Below are 17,452 nucleotides of genomic sequence, written 5' to 3'. Positions count from 1 at the left end.
CCATAAAGATAAAAACCGCCGGGGTAGTCCCGGCGGTTATGAATCAGAACATCATGGACATCCACGGATAGCCAATCAGCAGCAGGGCGGCCAGGAAGATGGCGCCAAAGATGGTGCCGAGGCGCCAGTAATCTTTGGTCGGCAGGTAGCCGCTGCCGTAGTAGATTGGGCTTGGGCCAGTACCGTACGGGGTGATGATCCCCATCACGCCCAGCGAGGTGACCATCAGCAGGACAAACACTTCCATATTCATTCCCGGGATAGTCGAGGCAATGGTCAGCATGGCCGGCAGCAGCGCGGTGGTGTGCGCGGTGGTGCTGGCAAACAGATAGTGCAGCAGGTAGAACGCCAGCAGCAGGACGATGGTCGCCATCCCCGGGGAGATGCCGCTCATCAGCGCGCCGCCCTCTTTACCCAGCCAGGCGATAAAGCCGGTGGAGGAGAGGCCGTCGGCCAGTGCCACCAGGGTGGCGAACCAGACAAAGGTGTTCCATGCCGCTTTGTTGTTGGTGATATCGCTCCAGGAGAGCACGCCGGTCCACAGCATCAGCACGATAACCAGCAGGGCAGCCAGCGCCGGTTCGATCCAGTCGGCGGCGAAGATCCACATCATCAGCGCGAAGCAGACGAATACCAGCAGCAAAATTTCATTGCGCGACAGTTTGCCCAGTTTTTCCAGTTCACGCGCGGCCCACAGTGGCACTTCGTTATTGACTTTCACTTCCGGCGGGTAGAACCAGTAGGCCAGCAGCGGCATGGCCAGAATCAGCAGGATACCCAGCGGCAGGAAGGCGATGAACCAGGTGCCCCAGGAGATATTGATGCCAACAATGCTTTTGACCAGCGCCAGGGCCAGCAGGTTCGGGGCCAAAGCCGACAGGAACATCGAGCTGGTAATACAGGCGGCGGTGATCGCTACCCACATCAGATAGGAACCGATTTTACGTGCGCTCGGATCGTTTGGCTTTGAACCGTACAGCGGCGGCAGGTTAGCGATAATCGGGTAGATAGTCCCCCCGCTGCGTGCGGTGTTAGATGGCGTAAACGGCGCCAGCAGCAGATCCGCGAAGGTGATGGCGTAGCCGAGCGTCAGGCTGCGACGGCCAAGATATTTCACCAGAATCAGCGCCAGGCGGCGGCCGAACTGCGTTTTATCGTAGCCGGCGGCGAACATGAACGCGCCGAAGATAAGCCACACGGTGGAGTTGCCGAAGCCGCTCACCGCCCACTTAAAGGAGGCGCCAGCCATTTTGAAGCCTGGCGCGGCCATCTGATCCGGGCTGAACAGCAGCCACTGGCTGCACAAGGCAATAACTACCACGCCGGTGATACCGATAACGGCGCCGGGCAGCGGTTCAAAAATCAACCCGACGATCACCCCGACAAAGATAGCGAAGTAGTGCCAGGCGTACGGCGGCAGGCCTTCGGGGACCGGGACGAACAATAACAGCACGGCAACGATAATCGGCAGCGCCATCATCAGGAGAGGTTTTTTATTCGCAGTCGTTGGCTTGACTGCACCGGCAGGCGGTATGGTTGTCTTTTTCTCTTTCATAATGAGTATCTGCAAGTTGTTGAAAATAACGTTTACGCCAGCGTCTTACTCAGTGGTTTCTTTAATTACAAAAGTTACTTTAGTTTTTATTTTGCGTTTCTGAGTATCGACAGGGCGCTTATTTAACGCGTTTTATGAGGCGTTAAATTAAATTTGTTGGTTATTTATATATTGCGCTTTCAATGGCCGTTGCAATTGATCAAGATCAAGAAAAGCCGGTGATTTCACTATTTTTTTATTATCAGTATAACCCTATGTGATGAGGTGTTATTTTGGCGAAAATATCGATAGATGTTAAAGGAAAAAATGAACAATAAATGCTGAAATTATTTTCTGTTTTAGTGTCTTAATGATTTTATTATATTTTTTGTTGTTTCCTTGTCATTGTTTATGTTAACAAAAGTATCCTAATTGTTATCACGCATTTGTATTATGTAAATGCTATTTATTATTTTAATAATACAATAGAGGTAGCGATGTTATTGCTGGGGTTAAATAGTTTTATAACTAACGTAATTGGTTTAGTAATTAAAAAACGCGCTATATTATTGGCATGACAAAAGGAATTAAAAAACCAAAACCATTAATGATTCCGTCACCCCATTCTGAGCTTTTAATATTTTAAAATCTGGAGCGTAACTTATGACCAGTAACGAACGTATTTTGCAGCCATTTACTTTACCAAATGGTACCGAGCTGAAAAACCGTTTGCTCATGGCGCCAATGACCACCTGCACCGGTTATTTCGATGGTACTGTCACCAGCGAGCTGGTGGAGTACTACCGCGCGCGCGCCGGAAGCATCGGTACCATTATTGTCGAGTGCTGCTTTATTGATGACTACGGTCTGGCCTTCCCGGGCGCGATCGGCATCGATAATGATGAAAAAATTGCCGGCCTGGCGAAAATCGCTGAGGCGATCAAAGCCGAGGGTTCAAAAGCGATTCTGCAGATCTACCACGGCGGCCGTATGGTCGACCCGCAGCTGATCGGGGGGCGCCAGCCGGTGGCGCCGAGCGCTATTGCCGCGCCGCGTGAGGGCGCCGCCATGCCGCGGGCGCTGAGCGGAGAAGAAGTGGAAGGGATGATCGCCAAGTTTGGCGACGGCGTTCGTCGCGCCATTCTCGCCGGTTTCGACGGGGTCGAAATTCACGGCGCCAACACCTATCTCATTCAGCAGTTCTATTCGCCGAACTCCAACCAGCGCGATGACGAGTGGGGCGGTAGCCGCGACAACCGCGCCCGTTTCCCACTGGCGGTGCTGGATATTACCCACAAAATGGCCCGCCAGTATGCTGACGATGCCTTTATCATCGGCTATCGCTTCTCGCCGGAGGAGATGGAGGTCCCGGGGATCCGCTTTGACGACACCATGTATCTGCTGGAAAAGCTGGCCGCCCGCGGTGTCGATTATCTGCACTTCTCGGTGGGTGCCACCCTGCGTCCGTCTATCGTCGATACCAGCGACCCGACGCCGCTGATCGAGAAATACTGCGCGATGCGCTCTGACACCCTCGCCCAGGTGCCGGTGATGGGCGTCGGCGGGGTAGTCAACGCCGCCGATGCCGAGCAGGGCCTCGATCACGGTTATGACCTGATTGCGGTAGGCCGCGCCTGCATCGCCTATCCGGACTGGGCGTCACGTATCGCCGCCGGCGAAGAGCTGGAGCTGTTTATCGACAGCACCCAGCGTGAAGCGCTGCACATTCCGGAACCGCTATGGCGTTTCTCGCTGGTGGAAGCGATGATCCGCGACATGAGCATGGGCGACGCCAAATTTAAACCGGGGATGTTTGTTGAGACCGTCCACGATGACGCCAATGAGCTGGTGATCAACGTCAGCCTCGAAAATGACCATATTGCCGATATCGAACTGGCGGCGAGCCCGGTCCAGACTGTGGAATTCACCACCAGCTTCGAAGAGATCCGCGAACGTATTCTCACCGCCAATACCCCGCACGTCGATGCCATTTCCGGGGCCACCAGCCAGAGCGAGGCGGTGAAAAAAGCGGTCGCCAAAGCGATGCTGAAATCGAGTAAAGCGCTGGCGGCGGAAGAGGGCGGCAATGACGCCGCGCCGAAAAGCTATGATGTGGTGGTGGTCGGCAGCGGCGGCGCCGGCCTGGCGGCAGCCATTCAGGCCCACGACGAAGGGGCCAGCGTGCTGATCGTTGAAAAAATGCCAACCATCGGCGGGAACACCATCAAGGCTTCCGCCGGGATGAACGCCGCGGAAACCCGCTTCCAGCGCGTGAAAGGTATCGAAGACAGTAAAGAGCTGTTCTATCAGGAAACCCTGAAGGGCGGCCACAACAAAAACAACCCGCAGCTGCTGCGCCGTTTCGTTGAAAACGCGCCGCAAGCCATTGAGTGGCTGGCGGACCGGGGCATTATGCTCAACGACATTACCACCACCGGTGGGATGAGCATTGACCGTACCCACCGTCCGCGCGACGGGTCAGCGGTCGGCGGCTATCTGATTAGCGGCCTGGTGCGCAACATCACCAAACGCGGTATTGACGTCCTGCTGGATACCTCGGTGGAAGAGATCCTGATGCGCGGGGATGAGGTTAGCGGTGTACGTCTGATCAACGACGAAAAAGAAGTCATTGAAGTACAGACCAAAAGCATCGTAGTGGCCACCGGCGGCTTCAGCGCTAACAGCGCGATGGTCGTGAAGTATCGTCCTGACCTTGAAGGCTTCGTCACCACTAACCACAAAGGGGCTACCGGGAGCGGTATCGCGTTGCTGGAACGCATCGGCGCCGGCACCGTGGACATGGGCGAAATTCAGATTCACCCGACCGTCGAGCAGCAGACCTCGTATCTGATTTCCGAATCGATTCGCGGCGGCGGCGCTATTCTCGTTAACCAGCAGGGGAACCGCTTCTTCAACGAGATGGAGACCCGCGATAAAGTCTCGGCGGCGATTATCGCTCTGCCGGAACACTATGCTTACATCGTCTTCGACGAGCATGTGCGGGCGAAAAACAAAGCTGCCGACGAGTACATCGCCAAAGGCTTCGTCACCAGCGCCAGCTCACCGCGGGAACTGGCGGAGAAACTGGGGATGGATTACCATGCCTTCCTCGCCACCCTCGAGTGCTATAACGGGGCGGTGGAAAAACAGCATGATGAACAGTTTGGCCGGACCACCGCGCTACGCGCGCCGATTAACGAAGGCCCGTTCCACGCTATTCGCATCGCCCCCGGCGTGCACCACACCATGGGCGGCGTGACCATTAATACCGATGGCGAAGTGCTGAATGTGGCGCAGCAGCCGATTCGCGGCGCCTACGCCGCCGGTGAAGTGGTGGGCGGGATCCACGGCGGCAACCGTATCGGCGGTAACGCGGTGGCGGATATCATCATCTTCGGTACCCTCGCGGGCCATCAGGCGGCGAAACGTGCCAGAGGATAACCTGTAACCTTGCTCCTGCCGGGTTGGCGCTTTCGCCGCCCGGCTTGCCCCTTCTAAGGAGAGCCCGATGTCCGATAACCGCGTCTATAGCTACTCCGCCGTGTTGATGGGCTCGCCCATCCTGCTCAAACTCTGTTCCCACGATGAGGCGATGGCCTCCCGCGTATTCCAGCTTATCAAGCGCTACGAAGACCTGCTCACCGTTAACCGCGCCGAGTCGCAGGTGATGGATATCAACCATGCCGCCGGGCGTCATCCGGTCACCGTCAGCCGACCGGTCTTTCAGCTGATCCAGTGCGCCAAAGCCGCCAGCATGGTGCGCGACAGCGCCTTTAACCTCGCGATCGGCCCGCTGGTGAAGCTGTGGCGAATTGGTTTTCACGGGCACAGCGTGCCTGACGCGGCTGAGATCAGAGCCCGACTGGCGCTGACCCGCCCACAGGAGGTGATCCTTGATGAGGCAACCTGCAGCGTGTTTCTCCAACAGCCGGGGATGGAGCTGGATCTCGGGGCGATCGCCAAAGGCTATATCGCTGACCGCGTGCGCGATTTTCTCCGTCAGCAGCAGGTGGAGAAGGCGCTGGTCAACCTCGGCGGCAATGTGCATACCCTCGGCGAATGGGCCATTGGCCTGAAAAAACCATTTGCCGACGCGCAGGCGCTGATCGGTTCCCTGACGGTCAACAGGCAATCGGTAGTCACCTCCGGGACCTACGAGCGCTATTTCGAACAGGATGGCAAACGCTGGCACCATATTCTCGACCCGCGCAGCGGTTATCCGCTGGACAACGAACTCGACAGCGTGACGGTCATTTCCGCGGATTCTTTAGACGGCGACATCTGGACCACGCTGCTGTTCGGCCTCGGCGTGGAGAAGGGCTGCGCAGCGCTGCGTCAGCGGCAGGATATCGACGCGATTTTCGTTACCAAAAATCGCGACATTATTCTCTCATCGCCGCAGCGGCTGCGTTTTGCGCCGCTGGACAGCGGCTATCGGGTTATTGACTGTACTGCTTAAGCAAACTGTACTGTTCGGCGACCAGGCGGTAGCGATAGACCGGCCGCCCGGTAGCGCCGTAGTGGATAGTGGTATAGAGAATATTGATCTGCGCCAGCCAAATCAGATATTTGCGGCAGGAAACGCGGGAGATATTCACCGCCGCCGCCAGCTCATCGGTAGAGAATTCGACATCCGGATGGGCGTCAATCCACTGGCAGAGTGTGCGCAGCGTTTGCGCGGTTAACCCTTTAGGCAGCTTGCGCGCGTCGCTGGCCTCCGGCGCGCCGCCGTGCAGCAGGCGGTCGACATCGGCCTGTTCGTAATAGGGCTGGCCGGTTATTAGCTTGCGCTTCTCCCGCCAGGTGGTGAGCGCCTCTTCAAAGCGCGGAAACTGGAAGGGTTTGATCAGGTAATCGACCACCCCGTAATGCATCGCGGTCTGTACCGTGGCGGCATCCGCCGCCGAGGTAATCATGATAACGTCGATGGCGCGACCCGACTCGCGGATGGTCGGCAGGAGATCGAGCCCGCTGTCCTGCTGCATGTAGACATCCAGCAGCACCAGATCGATCTCCTGCTGCGGATCGTTAATCATCTCCTGGGCCTGACTGAGCGTCGAAGCGCTCCCGCTGCAACGAAAGCCGGGAACCCTTGCCACGTACAGGCGATTCAGTTCGGCCACCATGGCATCATCGTCAACAATTAAAACATTTATCACGCAGGTTTCCTTTTACTATCCCAGGGGAGATGAACAAAAAATTGGGTAAATACGCCGGGTTCCGATTCGACGGCGAGGGTGCCGCCGAGCTCGCGCAACTGCTGGTTGGCAAGAAACAGCCCGACGCCGCGATTCTCGCCTTTGGTGGAGAAGCCTTTGTTAAAGATAGCGTCGATGTTGTTCTCCGGGATCCCCGGCCCATCGTCGCTCACTTCACCGCTTAGCCAGCCGTCCTGGTAGTGCAGCAGCAGGCCGATCTCACCCTCCGCCTGGCCGCTCATGGCGTCCAGCGCGTTCTCAATAAGGTTGCCCAGCACCGTCACCAGCACCGTGACCTGTTTCTCGTTCGGACAATCCGGCACCAGGCTCTCCTCCGCCAGCGTCAGGGTAAAGCCGCACTCTGTGGCGCGCTGAATTTTACTTATCAGGAAGCCGGCCACCACCGGGGATTTAATGCGATGTTGAATGTCGCCGATGTCCGCCTGGTAGCGGTGGGCGGTCTGCAGCACGTATTCCTCGAGTTTGCCGTAGCTTTTCATATTCAGCAGACCGAGGATCACGTGCAGTTTATTCATAAACTCATGGGAGGTGGTGCGCAGGGCATCCACATAGCTCATCATGCCGTCCAGTCGCTGCAGCAATTGGCTGACCTCAGTTTTATCGCGGAAGGTACAGATGGCGCCGACCACCGCACCCTGGCTGCGAATGGGCACTGTATTGCCGATCAGCAGCAGACCATTGCACCCCAGTTCGCGGTCGTACATTGGCTCGCCGCTCTGCAGTACGGTCTGCAGATCGTCGAGCAGGGGGCTGTGAACGAGAGTCTTATCCGGGCCGGAAAAGAGGATCTCTTCCGCCGCGGGGTTGATGAGATTTACCTCGCCATGGGCATCGACCGCCACCACCCCCTCCTTGAGGGCGTGAAGCATGGCCTGACGCTGCTGAAACTGGGTGGATATTTCGTGCGGCTCCAGCCCCAGCAGTACGCGCTTCAGGCCGCGAACCAGGCTCCAGGTGCCCAGCGCGCAGACCAGCGCGCTGAACAGGATGGTCAGCAGCACGTCCCAACGGCTGTTGGCGATCTGTTCGTCCACTTTACTCAGTGAAATGCCGACCACCACCACGCCGATTTGCTGATGCCGTTCGTTGAACACCGGCGTAAACACCCGTAGCGCCGGGGCCAGCACCCCGTGGTTGATGGCGACATTCTCTTTTCCCTGCAGCGTTGGCTGAATATCGTGGCCGATGAACGGTTTGCCGATGATTGAGCTGTCCGGATGCGAATAGCGAATACCCTGCATATCGGTGACGATAGCGTACAACAGGTCGTTGCGGCGGGTAATGGCCTGCGCCAGCGGCTGAATGATCTGCTGCTGCGGGGGCGCCTCCAGTCCGCGCTTCACCTGCGGCATATCGGCCATGGTGCGCGCCACCGCCAGCGCGGTCTCTTTCAGACCGTCGCGGGTGGCGTTGCTGATCTGCATATACCACAAGGCATACACCAGCAGCAGCACGGCGCCGATGACGCTGCCGATCATCAAGGACACGGCGGTGCTCAGCTTTAACGGTAAGGCGCGTTGGCGAACGCGAGGCGGGTGCTCTGAAGCCTTCATGACGACCCCGGGTAGATTCAGTGAAAGATTATTATCGCCGATAGCGCGGCATACATAAAGCCGTGTAATAAAAGCAAAAGGCCGCTTTTGCTACGGCAGACTCCTCCAGCGCGCGGTACACTGCGGCTTTTCGCCACAGGCTTAAGGGAGACACTATGGAACTGGCTTCTCTGGTCCGGGATATCCTCCGGCAGCGGCACGTTGAACGTCTGGCGCAGCATCGTGAACAGGATAATGAAGCGGAAGCAGAGTGGGAGATCGCCCGCTGGCGGCATCGCAGCGGGGTGGTGATCCAGCGCCGCTATGAGCTCGAGATCGCGCAGCAGGATAGCGCATCCTGCCCGGAGTGCTGGATTGACTGGCAGGTTATCGACGCCGCCGGCCAGGAGGTCAACCCGATGCGCAAACAGTTTTATAACCTTTGCCAGCAATCCTTCTGGCTGGCTATGCAGGCGGGTGGTGAAGATGAGACCTCAGACAGAATTGCTCAGATAACCGACAATCACCCGTAAACGCGCGTTGGGGACGGTAAACTGTGACCCCGACGGCGGTAAAGCGCAGAACATTCCACTTATAGTGGCGGCAGAGGTTAAATAGTCCTGATGAATATAAGGATATGCATCAGGCCGCTGATTTTGCCGAGATGCGCTTTTTCTGTCGTAAATGGAGGTTGTTATGAGCAGTTCGCTAACCGCGTCAATGCAGGCTCGTCGTCACCCGGAGACCACCCACATCGATCGCCTCGCCACCGCCGATATGCTGGCGATGCTGCATCAGGATGATAAGCAGATATCGGAGGCGGTCGGCGCCTGTCTGCCGGATATCGCCCGGCTGATTGATATCGCCACCGCGACGATAAGCCGGGGAGGGCGCCTGGTCATTATTGGCGCCGGCGCTTCGGGCCGGACGGCCATTGAGGCGGTCAGCGACTATTCGCCGGAAGGTAAGCACGCGCTGGTGGGGCTGATTGCCGGTGGGCAGACGGCGGCGATGGCCGAGCGGGAGACTGCGGCGAATAATTATGACCTGGGCGCCTTTGAGCTGCAGTCGCTGGACTTCAGCAACCGCGATATGCTGCTGGCGCTGACCGTCAGCGGCAAGACGCCATGGGTGTGGGGGGCGATGCGCCACGCCTGGTCGCTGGGCGCCCCGATAGCGGTCATCACCCAGCAGCCGACCAGCGAGGCGGCGCAGCTGGCGGATATCATTATTGCTCCGCAGACCGGGCCGGAGGCGGTGGCGGGGTTAGCCAATCCGAAGGCTCAGTTGGCCCAGAGGCAGATCGTCAATATGCTGACAACCGGACTCGCCATCCGTGACGGTCGGGTGTACAGCAATTTGCGGGTGGACGTGCAGGCTGACAATTCGCACTGGGCGGAGCGGCAGATAGCGATTGTGATGGCGGCCACCGATTGCACGCGCAGTGAAGCAAAGGCCGCCCTGGCCAGCTGTCATCAGCACTGCCGCACCGCGATCCTGATGCTGCTCAGCGGGCTTGACGCCTGGCACGCGCGGGAGCTGCTAACCAAACATCACGATCATCTGCGTCTCGCCCTGCGTGAAGCCCAGCGTAGCGCTGTCACTCCCGCCCAGTAATCCCTTCTCTGCCAGGCGCGCGATGAGCATGCGCGCCTGGACTTTTGTAATTAAAGAAATTCTTATCTTTTATTTTACCCGGCAATAGATATTGAATTTTCGACCTTATTTTTTATCCGTCTTCGCTCTGTTTTTAAAATTGATTTTTTAAGTTAAATAACTGTTTTGTTTAAAATGCGAGAGTGTAAATGATATTTTAAAATAAAGTAAAAGTGCGTTAATATGCTGCCTCTTATGACCGTGTGCTACGTGATAATTCTATTATGCCTGCAATGAAAAAAACGATTATTTCCTTAACCGCATTAGCGATGTTCGTCAGCGCGGCGACGCATGCTGAAGCGGATACCTCGAAAAAAACCGACTTCCTGCTGATTGGCGGCGGGATCATGAGCGCCTCGCTCGGCACCTGGCTGCAGGCGCTGCAGCCGGACTGGGATCTGACCATGGTGGAGAAACTGGACGGCGTGGCGCTGGAGTCTTCCAACGGCTGGAATAATGCCGGTACTGGCCACTCGGCGAATATGGAGCTGAACTATACGCCGGAGCGGGCGGACGGGTCGATTGACGTCAGCAAAGCGCTCGATATTAACGAGCAGTTTATGATTTCCCGTCAGTTCTGGTCGGCACAGGTGAAACGCGGTATTTTGCACGATCCGCACTCGTTTATTAATTCCACGCCGCATATGAGCTTCGTCTGGGGTGATAATGTGGATTATCTGCAGAAGCGTTATAACGCGCTGCAGCAGACCACTTTATTCCAGGGGATGAAATTCTCCACCGATCACGCGCAAATTAAACAGTGGGCGCCGCTGGTGATGGAAGGCCGCGATCCGCAGCAGAAAGTGGCAGCCACCTGGACGCCGGTGGGTACCGATGTCAACTACGGCGAAATCACTCGCCAGCTGATCGGCAGCCTGAAGAAAAATAACCACTTCACCCTGCAGACCTCCTCTGAGGTAACGGATTTCAAACGTAATGCCGACAACTCCTGGCACGTAACGATTAAGAATGTGCAGAGCGGGGAAGCGCAGACTATTGACGCCAAATACGTCTTTATCGGCGCCGGCGGCGGCGCGTTGAAGCTGCTGCAAAAAACCGGTATTCCGGAAGCGGACAACTATGCCGGCTTCCCGGTGGGCGGCTCGTTCCTGATGACCGAGAACCCGGCGGTCACTGCGCAGCACCTGGAGAAAGTGTATGGCCAGGCTTCAGTCGGCGCGCCGCCGATGTCGGTGCCGCACCTTGATGCACGTTACCTCGACGGTAAGCGCGTGGTGCTGTTTGGGCCATTCGCCACCTTCTCGACCAAGTTCCTGAAAAATGGTTCGTTCTTCGATCTGCTCAGCACTACCACCACCAATAACGTGCTGCCGATGACCCACGTCGGTCTCGACAACTTCGATCTGGTGAAATACCTGGTTAGCCAGGTGATGCTCAGCGATGATGACCGTTTCGCTGCGCTGAAAGAGTACTACCCGGACGCGCGTAAAGAAGACTGGAAACTGATCCAGGCCGGCCAGCGCGTACAGATCATCAAGAAAGACGCAGAGAAGGGCGGCGTGCTGAAGCTCGGTACCGAAGTGGTGGTCGATCAGCAGAAAACCATTTCCGCGCTGCTCGGCGCTTCGCCGGGGGCTTCCACCGCCGCGCCGATCACCCTGAACGTGCTCAAGCAGATGTTCCCGCAGCAGTTTAACTCGCCGGAGTGGCAGAGCCGCATTCACGCTATTGTGCCGAGCTACGGCCAGAAGCTGAACGGTAACGTGGCGCTGACCCAGCAGGTTTGGGATGACACCGCTGCGACCCTGCAGCTGACGAAACCGCCGGTGATCCAGATGCCAGCGGCTGCGCCTACCGCGACCGCCAAGCCGGCAGAGACGCCGCGCGAGGCCTCGCCGCAGCACGATATGGCGCTGTAAAAGCAAACTCGACAGTGAACAAAAGGGAAGACCATGGTCTTCCCTTTTTTGCGTTATTTACCGGCTGAGGCCGCGCGCTGCCTGCAACTTTGGCGTCATAAAAGATATACTGGTTTGAATTGAAATAAGAAAATTAAACCAGGAGTGTGGAAGGGCCATGCAAGAGGATATTAACCAGGAGATCACCTTCCGCAAGCTGTCGGTCTTTATGATGTTTATGGCGAAAGGTAATATCGCCAGAACCGCCGAAGCGATGAAACTCAGCAGCGTCAGCGTTCACCGCGCGCTGCATACCCTGGAAGAGGGGGTGGGCTGCCCGCTGTTTGTCCACAAAGGGCGCAACCTGCTGCCGCTGCAGGCGGCGTGGACGCTGCTTGAATACTGCCAGGATGTGATAAGTCTGATGAACCGCGGGCTCGAGGCGACGCGCAAGGTTGCAGGCGTCGGTCAGGGGCGGTTGCGCATCGGTACCCTCTATTCTCTGACCCTGGAAACCGTTCCGCGCATCATTATGGGGATGAAGCTGCGTCGCCCGGAGCTGGAGCTGGACCTGACGATGGGTTCAAATCAGATGCTGCTGGATATGCTGGAAGACGATGCCCTCGATGCCATCCTGATCGCCACCAACGAAGGGGAGTTCAATAATACCGCTTTCGACGTGGTGCCGCTGTTTGAGGACGATATTTTTCTCGCCGCCCCGGCGACTGAACGGCTGGATGCCTCACGGCTCGCCGATCTGCGCGATTACGCCGACCGCAAGTTTGTTTCGCTGGCGGAGGGGTTCGCCACCTATGCCGGATTCCGGGAAGCATTCCATATCGCCGGCTTCGAGCCGGAGATCGTCACCCGGGTGAATGATATTTTCTCGATGATTAGCCTGGTGCAGGCTGGCGTCGGTTTTGCCCTGCTGCCGGGGCGGATGAAGAAAGTGTATGAGAAGGATGTACAGCTGCTAAAGCTGGCGGAACCCTACCAGATGCGCCAGCTGATCTCTATCGTCTATTCGCACCATCGCGAACGCGATGCCGACCTGCTGGCGCTGGCGGCGGAAGGACGGATGTACGCCCGCAGTATTAATCGCTAAGCCGCTGCGCCAGATGGCGGGCGACGTCCAGGCCGCTGCGCTCCAGCGCAATGGTCTCCCCGCGCCAGCCCGCCTGGCGGGTCAGGCAGGTGAGCACCCCGCCGGGGGGCATCTCAATGGCTAAGCGCGCATCGCGCTCATCGGCGGCGACCATCGCCTCCTGCCAGTGGACCGGGCGCGCCATGTTCATCGCCAGATCGTCGGCGATCCGCTGCGGATCCCACAGCACGCGCGCCGTCGAGCCGCTTAAATAGGCGCACCGTGGGCGCCTTAAGCTGGCGCCGGCAAAAGCTTTCGCCAGCTCAGCGGCGGGTTTATCCAGCAGCGCGCAGTGCGACGGCACGCTGACCGCCAGCCGCTGGGCTTTACTGGCCCCCGCTCGCAGCGCCAGCTGCGCCACCTCGGCCATTGCCTCATCACGGCCCGCAATCACGAACTGCGTTTCGGCGTTCAGGTTGGCGAGATAAACCTCGTGGCCCTGCAGCAGGGCTTCAATCTGCGAACGGGTCAGACCCATAATCGCCGTCAGACCGTAACCTTCGGGATAGGCCTGCTCCATTAAATCGCCGCGCAGGGCCACCAGCCGCAACGCGCTGGCGAAATCGAGCGCGCCGGCAATCACCGCGGCCGGAAACGCGCCGATGGACAGGCCGCTGACCATCTGCGGATCCACGCCCTGACGCTGTAGCTCGCGCGCCCAGGCTACCCCGGCGATAAGCAGACAGAGCTGGACCGCACGGGTGTGTTGTAGCGCGTCGGCGCTATCGAGGGTATCGACTTCATCCCCCAGCACGGCGCGCGCCTGGGTGAGGATCGCCTCGCGATCGGGGAGCGCCGATAGCATGCCGGGGCGCTGGCCGCCCTGGCCGGGAAAGGTAAATAAAATCTTCATTATTCCTCCCTGTGCCACGGCGTCGCGGTTAAGCGCGCGCCGCGGGACGTTTTCAGCAGCGCGCGCCCGTCGCGCAGCCATTCATTAAGGGCGAAGGCGCCGTACGGCGTTTCGACCTGGGTATCAGCGCGGCATGGGAGTTGGGCCACCCGGGTCTGCCATTCCAGCAGCGCCTCGCGGTCAAGCGGCTGTGGCGCGCGGATCAGCAGATCCAGATCGCTGGCCGCATGCAGCACCGGGATCTCGGTTGCCAGCGCGTAGCCGGTACTGCCGGTGACGCCCCAGCCCCAGGGCCAGCGGTGTAAGGTGAGGGCGATAGCCCCCTGGACCGGCGGCTGAGAGACAAAAGGCGAATGGAGTAAGACCTCACGATCAACAAGCATCTCCGGGGTGACGCTGCGCACGATATTGCGCGCCTGTACCCAGCCGGCGGCGCGCTGCTCGCGCTTCATGCCCCGCACCCCAACCGGGACGCGGGCCTGGTCGTCAACGTCGCGCCTCACCACCACCGGCAGCGCGGCTCGCCACTGCTGAGCCACCCACGGCTCGGCAATGTCTTCCAGGGCGCTGGCGCGGTTTAACCAAACTAGATCATGGGGACGCGGCGTTGCTGACATGGTTTACAGTCCTGAAGTCAAAGAGATAAACAGCGGTAGCGACAGGATACACAGAACCGAGCTCAACAGCAGCACGGCTTCAGCATCCGGAGACTGGACGCCGAAGCGGTTGCCGAAGACCACGCCAAAGAAGCCGGCGGCCAGGGCAATCATCAGGATCGCGGTAATGGCAATGGAACCGTGCAGCCCAAGTAACATCACCAGACCCCAGGCAATAAACGGCTGCACCAGCAGTTTCACGATGGTTGATGTAGCGATCAGCGCATTGAGCTGCAGTTTACGCGCCGACAGGATCACCCCGGTGAGGAACAGCGCGGCGGCGGTGGCGGCCAGGCCCAGCGGTTTGATCGACGCCAGCAGCAGGTCCGGCATTTTAATGCCGATCGCGGAAAGCACCACCCCAAGCAGCGGGCCCCAGACGATCGGTTTTTTCACCGAACGCCACATCAGCACCGGCAGCATCGCCAGCGTAGAACCGCTGTTTTCTCCCGCGGCGCGGGCTTTTTCACGTTCCAGAATCAGCAGGCAGAACGGGGTCATCAGCACCGAGCCGCAGGCGATAGAGACCGCTACCGACAGTGAGGTTGACGCGCCTTCACCCAGCACGCTGCCGAGGATCGGCAGACCTAACGCGGCATAGTTTGGCAGGGCGACGGTGAGGGTCAGCACCGCGGCATCCTGCGGCGTGCGTTTGAACACGCTGGTGGCGAGGAAGTAGATCGCGGCATAGGTGATCCACATCGCGCCGGTCAACACCAGCACCAACGGCGACTGGGCGACGATACCGGCCCACGGCGTTTGTACCGTCGCGCTAAACAGCGTGGCGGGTAAGGCAAAATCCATTACAAAAATATTAAGCAGCGAGACGTTTTTGTTATCTACCATCCCGGCCTTACCGGCCCAGAAGCCCAGCAGCCCAGCAGCATGATAACGAAAATCGGGGCAAGAGCATGAATAATCACATAAGTCATAAATCACCTGTAAATAAGATAGAGTACTGGCGCGATTGTTATTTTTTCTAAAAGCCGTCCCTACCCGGCGCGGTTATTACGCGCTCCGGGGGACGGCTTCCGGCAGGTTTTCTTCTACTACTTACGTACGAACGTCTTACCAGCTGGCGCGCATGCGATCGCGAACCAGTTGCGAGCTGCGGCGGTTTTCCGCGCCCAGGCGGCACTTCAGTGAGGTATCGGTGCGCGCGTCAGCGATGGCGTCGCGCAGGGTACGGCTGACCAGTGACAGATCGCCTTCGTCTGGCGCATCCGGATGGTTGATATCAAGCAGGGCGGAGAGCAGGCCGAGCGTAGCGTAGTTGCTGACGTCGTAGGCCATTGGCGGAATGGTAGCCGCCAGTTTCTCCAGCGCCTCTACGGTACGCAGCGTAATGCGCGCCGCCGACGCTTTACCCATCGCGTGGACCAGCACGCCGCTATCGTTAAAGGCGATCAGGCGGTTGGCCTGGTAGCCGTGGGCCAGAAACGCCCCGGACATCGCTTTGCCGACGATCAGGCCAATTACCGGGTGGCCGGCCAAACGGGCTTTGGCATAAGCGCCAGCCGCCCCGGCCAGCGCCTGGTGAATGCCGAAAGCTTCTTCGCGGCGGCCATAGGCCTGGCTTGGCACATCGATCACGGCGACGATCGGCCGTTTGACTGGCTGGTCGGCGTCGGCGGCAATGGTTTCATTAACCACTTTCGCCAGCGTCCAGCCTTCCAGCAGGCCGACTTCGCCGGCGGCGGCGCGCGGGTAGTGGTTGTTAGCATCCGGGACCACGGCGATAAAACGCACGTTTTCGCCATTAATCTGGCCGTCTGCCACCTGGACGGAAGGGCACAGGCCGCTCATCAGCGGCGCGTCGGGCGCCAGTTTGTTCAGCCACAGCGCGGCGCGGTTTGGGAACTGACTCATTATTTATCCTCCCGGGCAAAAAGCTGTTTAATCTGCGCGGTATCCGCCTGCTGGCGGGTGTCGAACTGGCTCAAGCGACGCAGATAATCGTCATAGTTGTCGCTTCGGTGCTGTACCGGTACGCCTTTGGCGATCGCCTCATTCATTGCGGTTTTAACGGCGTTAACGCCATCGTTAACCAGCGCGTCTACCAGCCCGCTGGCGGCGCGAATTTCGCCGCCGGTCATGCTCCAGATAAACGGCCGGTTGCGGGAGTCGTACTCTTCAATGCCGGCTTCCTGCTCGATAACCTGCGGGCCGTTGAGGCCGAGACGGGCTTCACGAGTGACGATAAGGTAACTGCACAGCGCGGCGGCGATAGACATACCGCCAAAGCAGCCGACGGTGCCGGCGATGATGCCGACCACTGGGGTGTAGCGGCGCAGATCGACAATCGCCGCGTGAATATCAGCGATGGCGGCCAGACCGAGGTTGGCCTCCTGCAGACGTACGCCGCCGGTTTCGAGGCACAGCACCGCCTGCGTCGGGATACCGTTGCGGTTATCTTCCGCCGCCAGCTCCAGCGCGGCGGCCATTTTGGCGCCGGACACTTCGCCCATACTGCCTCCCTGGAAGGTGCCCTCGATGGCAATCACCACCGCAGGCTGGCCGTTGATCGTGCCTTTGGCGACCACCATACCGTCGTCGGACTGCGGGACGATGCCCTGGGCGCCGAGCCACGGCGACATAATGCCTTCAAACGGATCCAGCAGTTCGCGGTAGCTGCCGTCGTCCAGCAGAGCGTGGGCGCGTTCGCGAGCGCGCAGTTCGATAAAGCTGCGATCGTTACGCATGAGCGGCCTCCTCAAAAACCTGTTCAATACGAATACGGGCGACGCCCGGCGTGGCGCCGAAGTCGTGGATAATCAACTGCCCGGCGGGCAGGCCGTTGATCAGGTTCAGCCTGTCGAACAGCGCCTGCCAGCGCGCCTGGCTGTTATCCACTGAGGTGGTGATCTGTACGTTGAGCGTGGCGCTCTGTGCGGCGGTATAAAGTACTTCCATATCGCCTGAACCCACGACTCCTGCCAGCGCTCGGCCGCTCAGGGCGCGGCTGGCAGGAAATGACAATGTAATCTGTTCCATAACAT

The 17,452-nt window shown here is 58.7% G+C and carries 14 protein-coding genes and 1 pseudogene; 6 read left to right on the top strand and 9 right to left on the bottom strand.

From position 1 onward, the window contains the following. Nucleotides 1-43: 43 nt before the first annotated feature. Entirely contained in the window at nucleotides 44-1,555 is a 1,512-nt protein-coding gene (locus AB1E37_RS13310) for an anion permease (RefSeq protein WP_004148278.1), read from the bottom strand. A gap of 642 nt (nucleotides 1,556-2,197) precedes the next feature. Between AB1E37_RS13310 and AB1E37_RS13305 the strand changes: the two genes are divergently transcribed. Beyond that, entirely contained in the window at nucleotides 2,198-4,975 is a 2,778-nt protein-coding gene (locus AB1E37_RS13305; RefSeq protein ID WP_004152245.1) for a flavocytochrome c, read from the top strand. Between the two features lie 67 nt (nucleotides 4,976-5,042). After that, complete coding sequence (locus AB1E37_RS13300; RefSeq protein WP_367776805.1) at nucleotides 5,043-5,993, top strand: FAD:protein FMN transferase; 951 nt, start codon at nucleotides 5,043-5,045, stop codon at nucleotides 5,991-5,993. Here the strand turns inward: AB1E37_RS13300 and dcuR are convergent. Both dcuR and AB1E37_RS13290 read right to left on the bottom strand, forming a co-directional pair. Next, nucleotides 5,974-6,693 carry a two-component system response regulator DcuR gene (dcuR, locus tag AB1E37_RS13295; RefSeq protein ID WP_004176303.1) on the bottom strand — a complete coding sequence of 240 codons (720 nt, stop codon included), beginning with the start codon at nucleotides 6,691-6,693 and terminating at the stop codon, nucleotides 5,974-5,976. The genes AB1E37_RS13300 and dcuR overlap by 20 nt on opposite strands. Next, the gene (locus tag AB1E37_RS13290) at nucleotides 6,690-8,306 is read right to left on the bottom strand and encodes a sensor histidine kinase (protein WP_004183910.1); all 1,617 of its coding nucleotides are present in this window, start codon (nucleotides 8,304-8,306) and stop codon (nucleotides 6,690-6,692) included. Before AB1E37_RS13290 ends, dcuR begins: the two co-directional genes overlap by 4 nt. A 155-nt stretch (nucleotides 8,307-8,461) precedes the next feature. On the opposite strand from AB1E37_RS13290, the gene AB1E37_RS13285 reads away from it, so the two are divergent. From AB1E37_RS13285 to AB1E37_RS13270, 4 genes are all read left to right on the top strand, one after another. Further along, complete coding sequence (locus AB1E37_RS13285; protein WP_004179716.1) at nucleotides 8,462-8,818, top strand: hypothetical protein; 357 nt, start codon at nucleotides 8,462-8,464, stop codon at nucleotides 8,816-8,818. Nucleotides 8,819-8,981: 163 nt separating this feature from the next. Then, on the top strand, nucleotides 8,982-9,902 hold the full coding sequence (locus tag AB1E37_RS13280; protein ID WP_004179719.1) for an N-acetylmuramic acid 6-phosphate etherase: 921 nt from the start codon (nucleotides 8,982-8,984) through the stop codon (nucleotides 9,900-9,902). 308 nt (nucleotides 9,903-10,210) lie between these two features. Further along, nucleotides 10,211-11,821: a malate dehydrogenase (quinone) gene (gene mqo / locus AB1E37_RS13275; RefSeq protein WP_076750587.1), complete on the top strand. Its 1,611-nt coding sequence runs from the start codon at nucleotides 10,211-10,213 to the stop codon at nucleotides 11,819-11,821. A 157-nt stretch (nucleotides 11,822-11,978) separates the two neighbouring features. Further along, complete coding sequence (locus AB1E37_RS13270) at nucleotides 11,979-12,905, top strand: LysR substrate-binding domain-containing protein (protein WP_002903632.1); 927 nt, start codon at nucleotides 11,979-11,981, stop codon at nucleotides 12,903-12,905. Here AB1E37_RS13270 and mdcH read toward each other — a convergent pair. The 6 genes and pseudogenes from mdcH to mdcC all read right to left on the bottom strand — a co-directional run bounded on the left by mdcH (nucleotide 12,895) and on the right by mdcC (nucleotide 17,447). Then, entirely contained in the window at nucleotides 12,895-13,797 is a 903-nt protein-coding gene (gene mdcH / locus AB1E37_RS13265; protein WP_032447535.1) for a malonate decarboxylase subunit epsilon, read from the bottom strand. The genes AB1E37_RS13270 and mdcH overlap by 11 nt on opposite strands. Further along, complete coding sequence (locus tag AB1E37_RS13260) at nucleotides 13,797-14,414, bottom strand: malonate decarboxylase holo-ACP synthase (RefSeq protein WP_032447537.1); 618 nt, start codon at nucleotides 14,412-14,414, stop codon at nucleotides 13,797-13,799. The genes mdcH and AB1E37_RS13260 overlap by 1 nt, the downstream gene beginning before the upstream one ends. Nucleotides 14,415-14,417: 3 nt before the next feature. Beyond that, nucleotides 14,418-15,385 (bottom strand): annotated as a pseudogene (locus AB1E37_RS13255) (AEC family transporter). Between the two features lie 136 nt (nucleotides 15,386-15,521). Then, on the bottom strand, nucleotides 15,522-16,322 hold the full coding sequence (mdcE, locus tag AB1E37_RS13250) for a biotin-independent malonate decarboxylase subunit gamma (RefSeq protein WP_032447538.1): 801 nt from the start codon (nucleotides 16,320-16,322) through the stop codon (nucleotides 15,522-15,524). After that, nucleotides 16,322-17,155, bottom strand: a complete 834-nt coding sequence (locus AB1E37_RS13245) for a biotin-independent malonate decarboxylase subunit beta (RefSeq protein WP_032105170.1) — start codon at nucleotides 17,153-17,155, stop codon at nucleotides 16,322-16,324. Before AB1E37_RS13245 ends, mdcE begins: the two co-directional genes overlap by 1 nt. Next, nucleotides 17,148-17,447 (bottom strand): malonate decarboxylase acyl carrier protein, encoded by a 300-nt coding sequence (gene mdcC / locus AB1E37_RS13240; RefSeq protein ID WP_004143106.1) that lies wholly within the window; start codon nucleotides 17,445-17,447, stop codon nucleotides 17,148-17,150. Before mdcC ends, AB1E37_RS13245 begins: the two co-directional genes overlap by 8 nt. Nucleotides 17,448-17,452 lie beyond the last annotated feature (5 nt).

This window comes from Klebsiella sp. Shm-1 (assembly GCF_040804525.1).
GTDB classification, from domain to species: Bacteria; Pseudomonadota; Gammaproteobacteria; order Enterobacterales; family Enterobacteriaceae; genus Klebsiella; species Klebsiella pneumoniae.
This window is presented reverse-complemented; position numbering and strand designations above follow the sequence as displayed.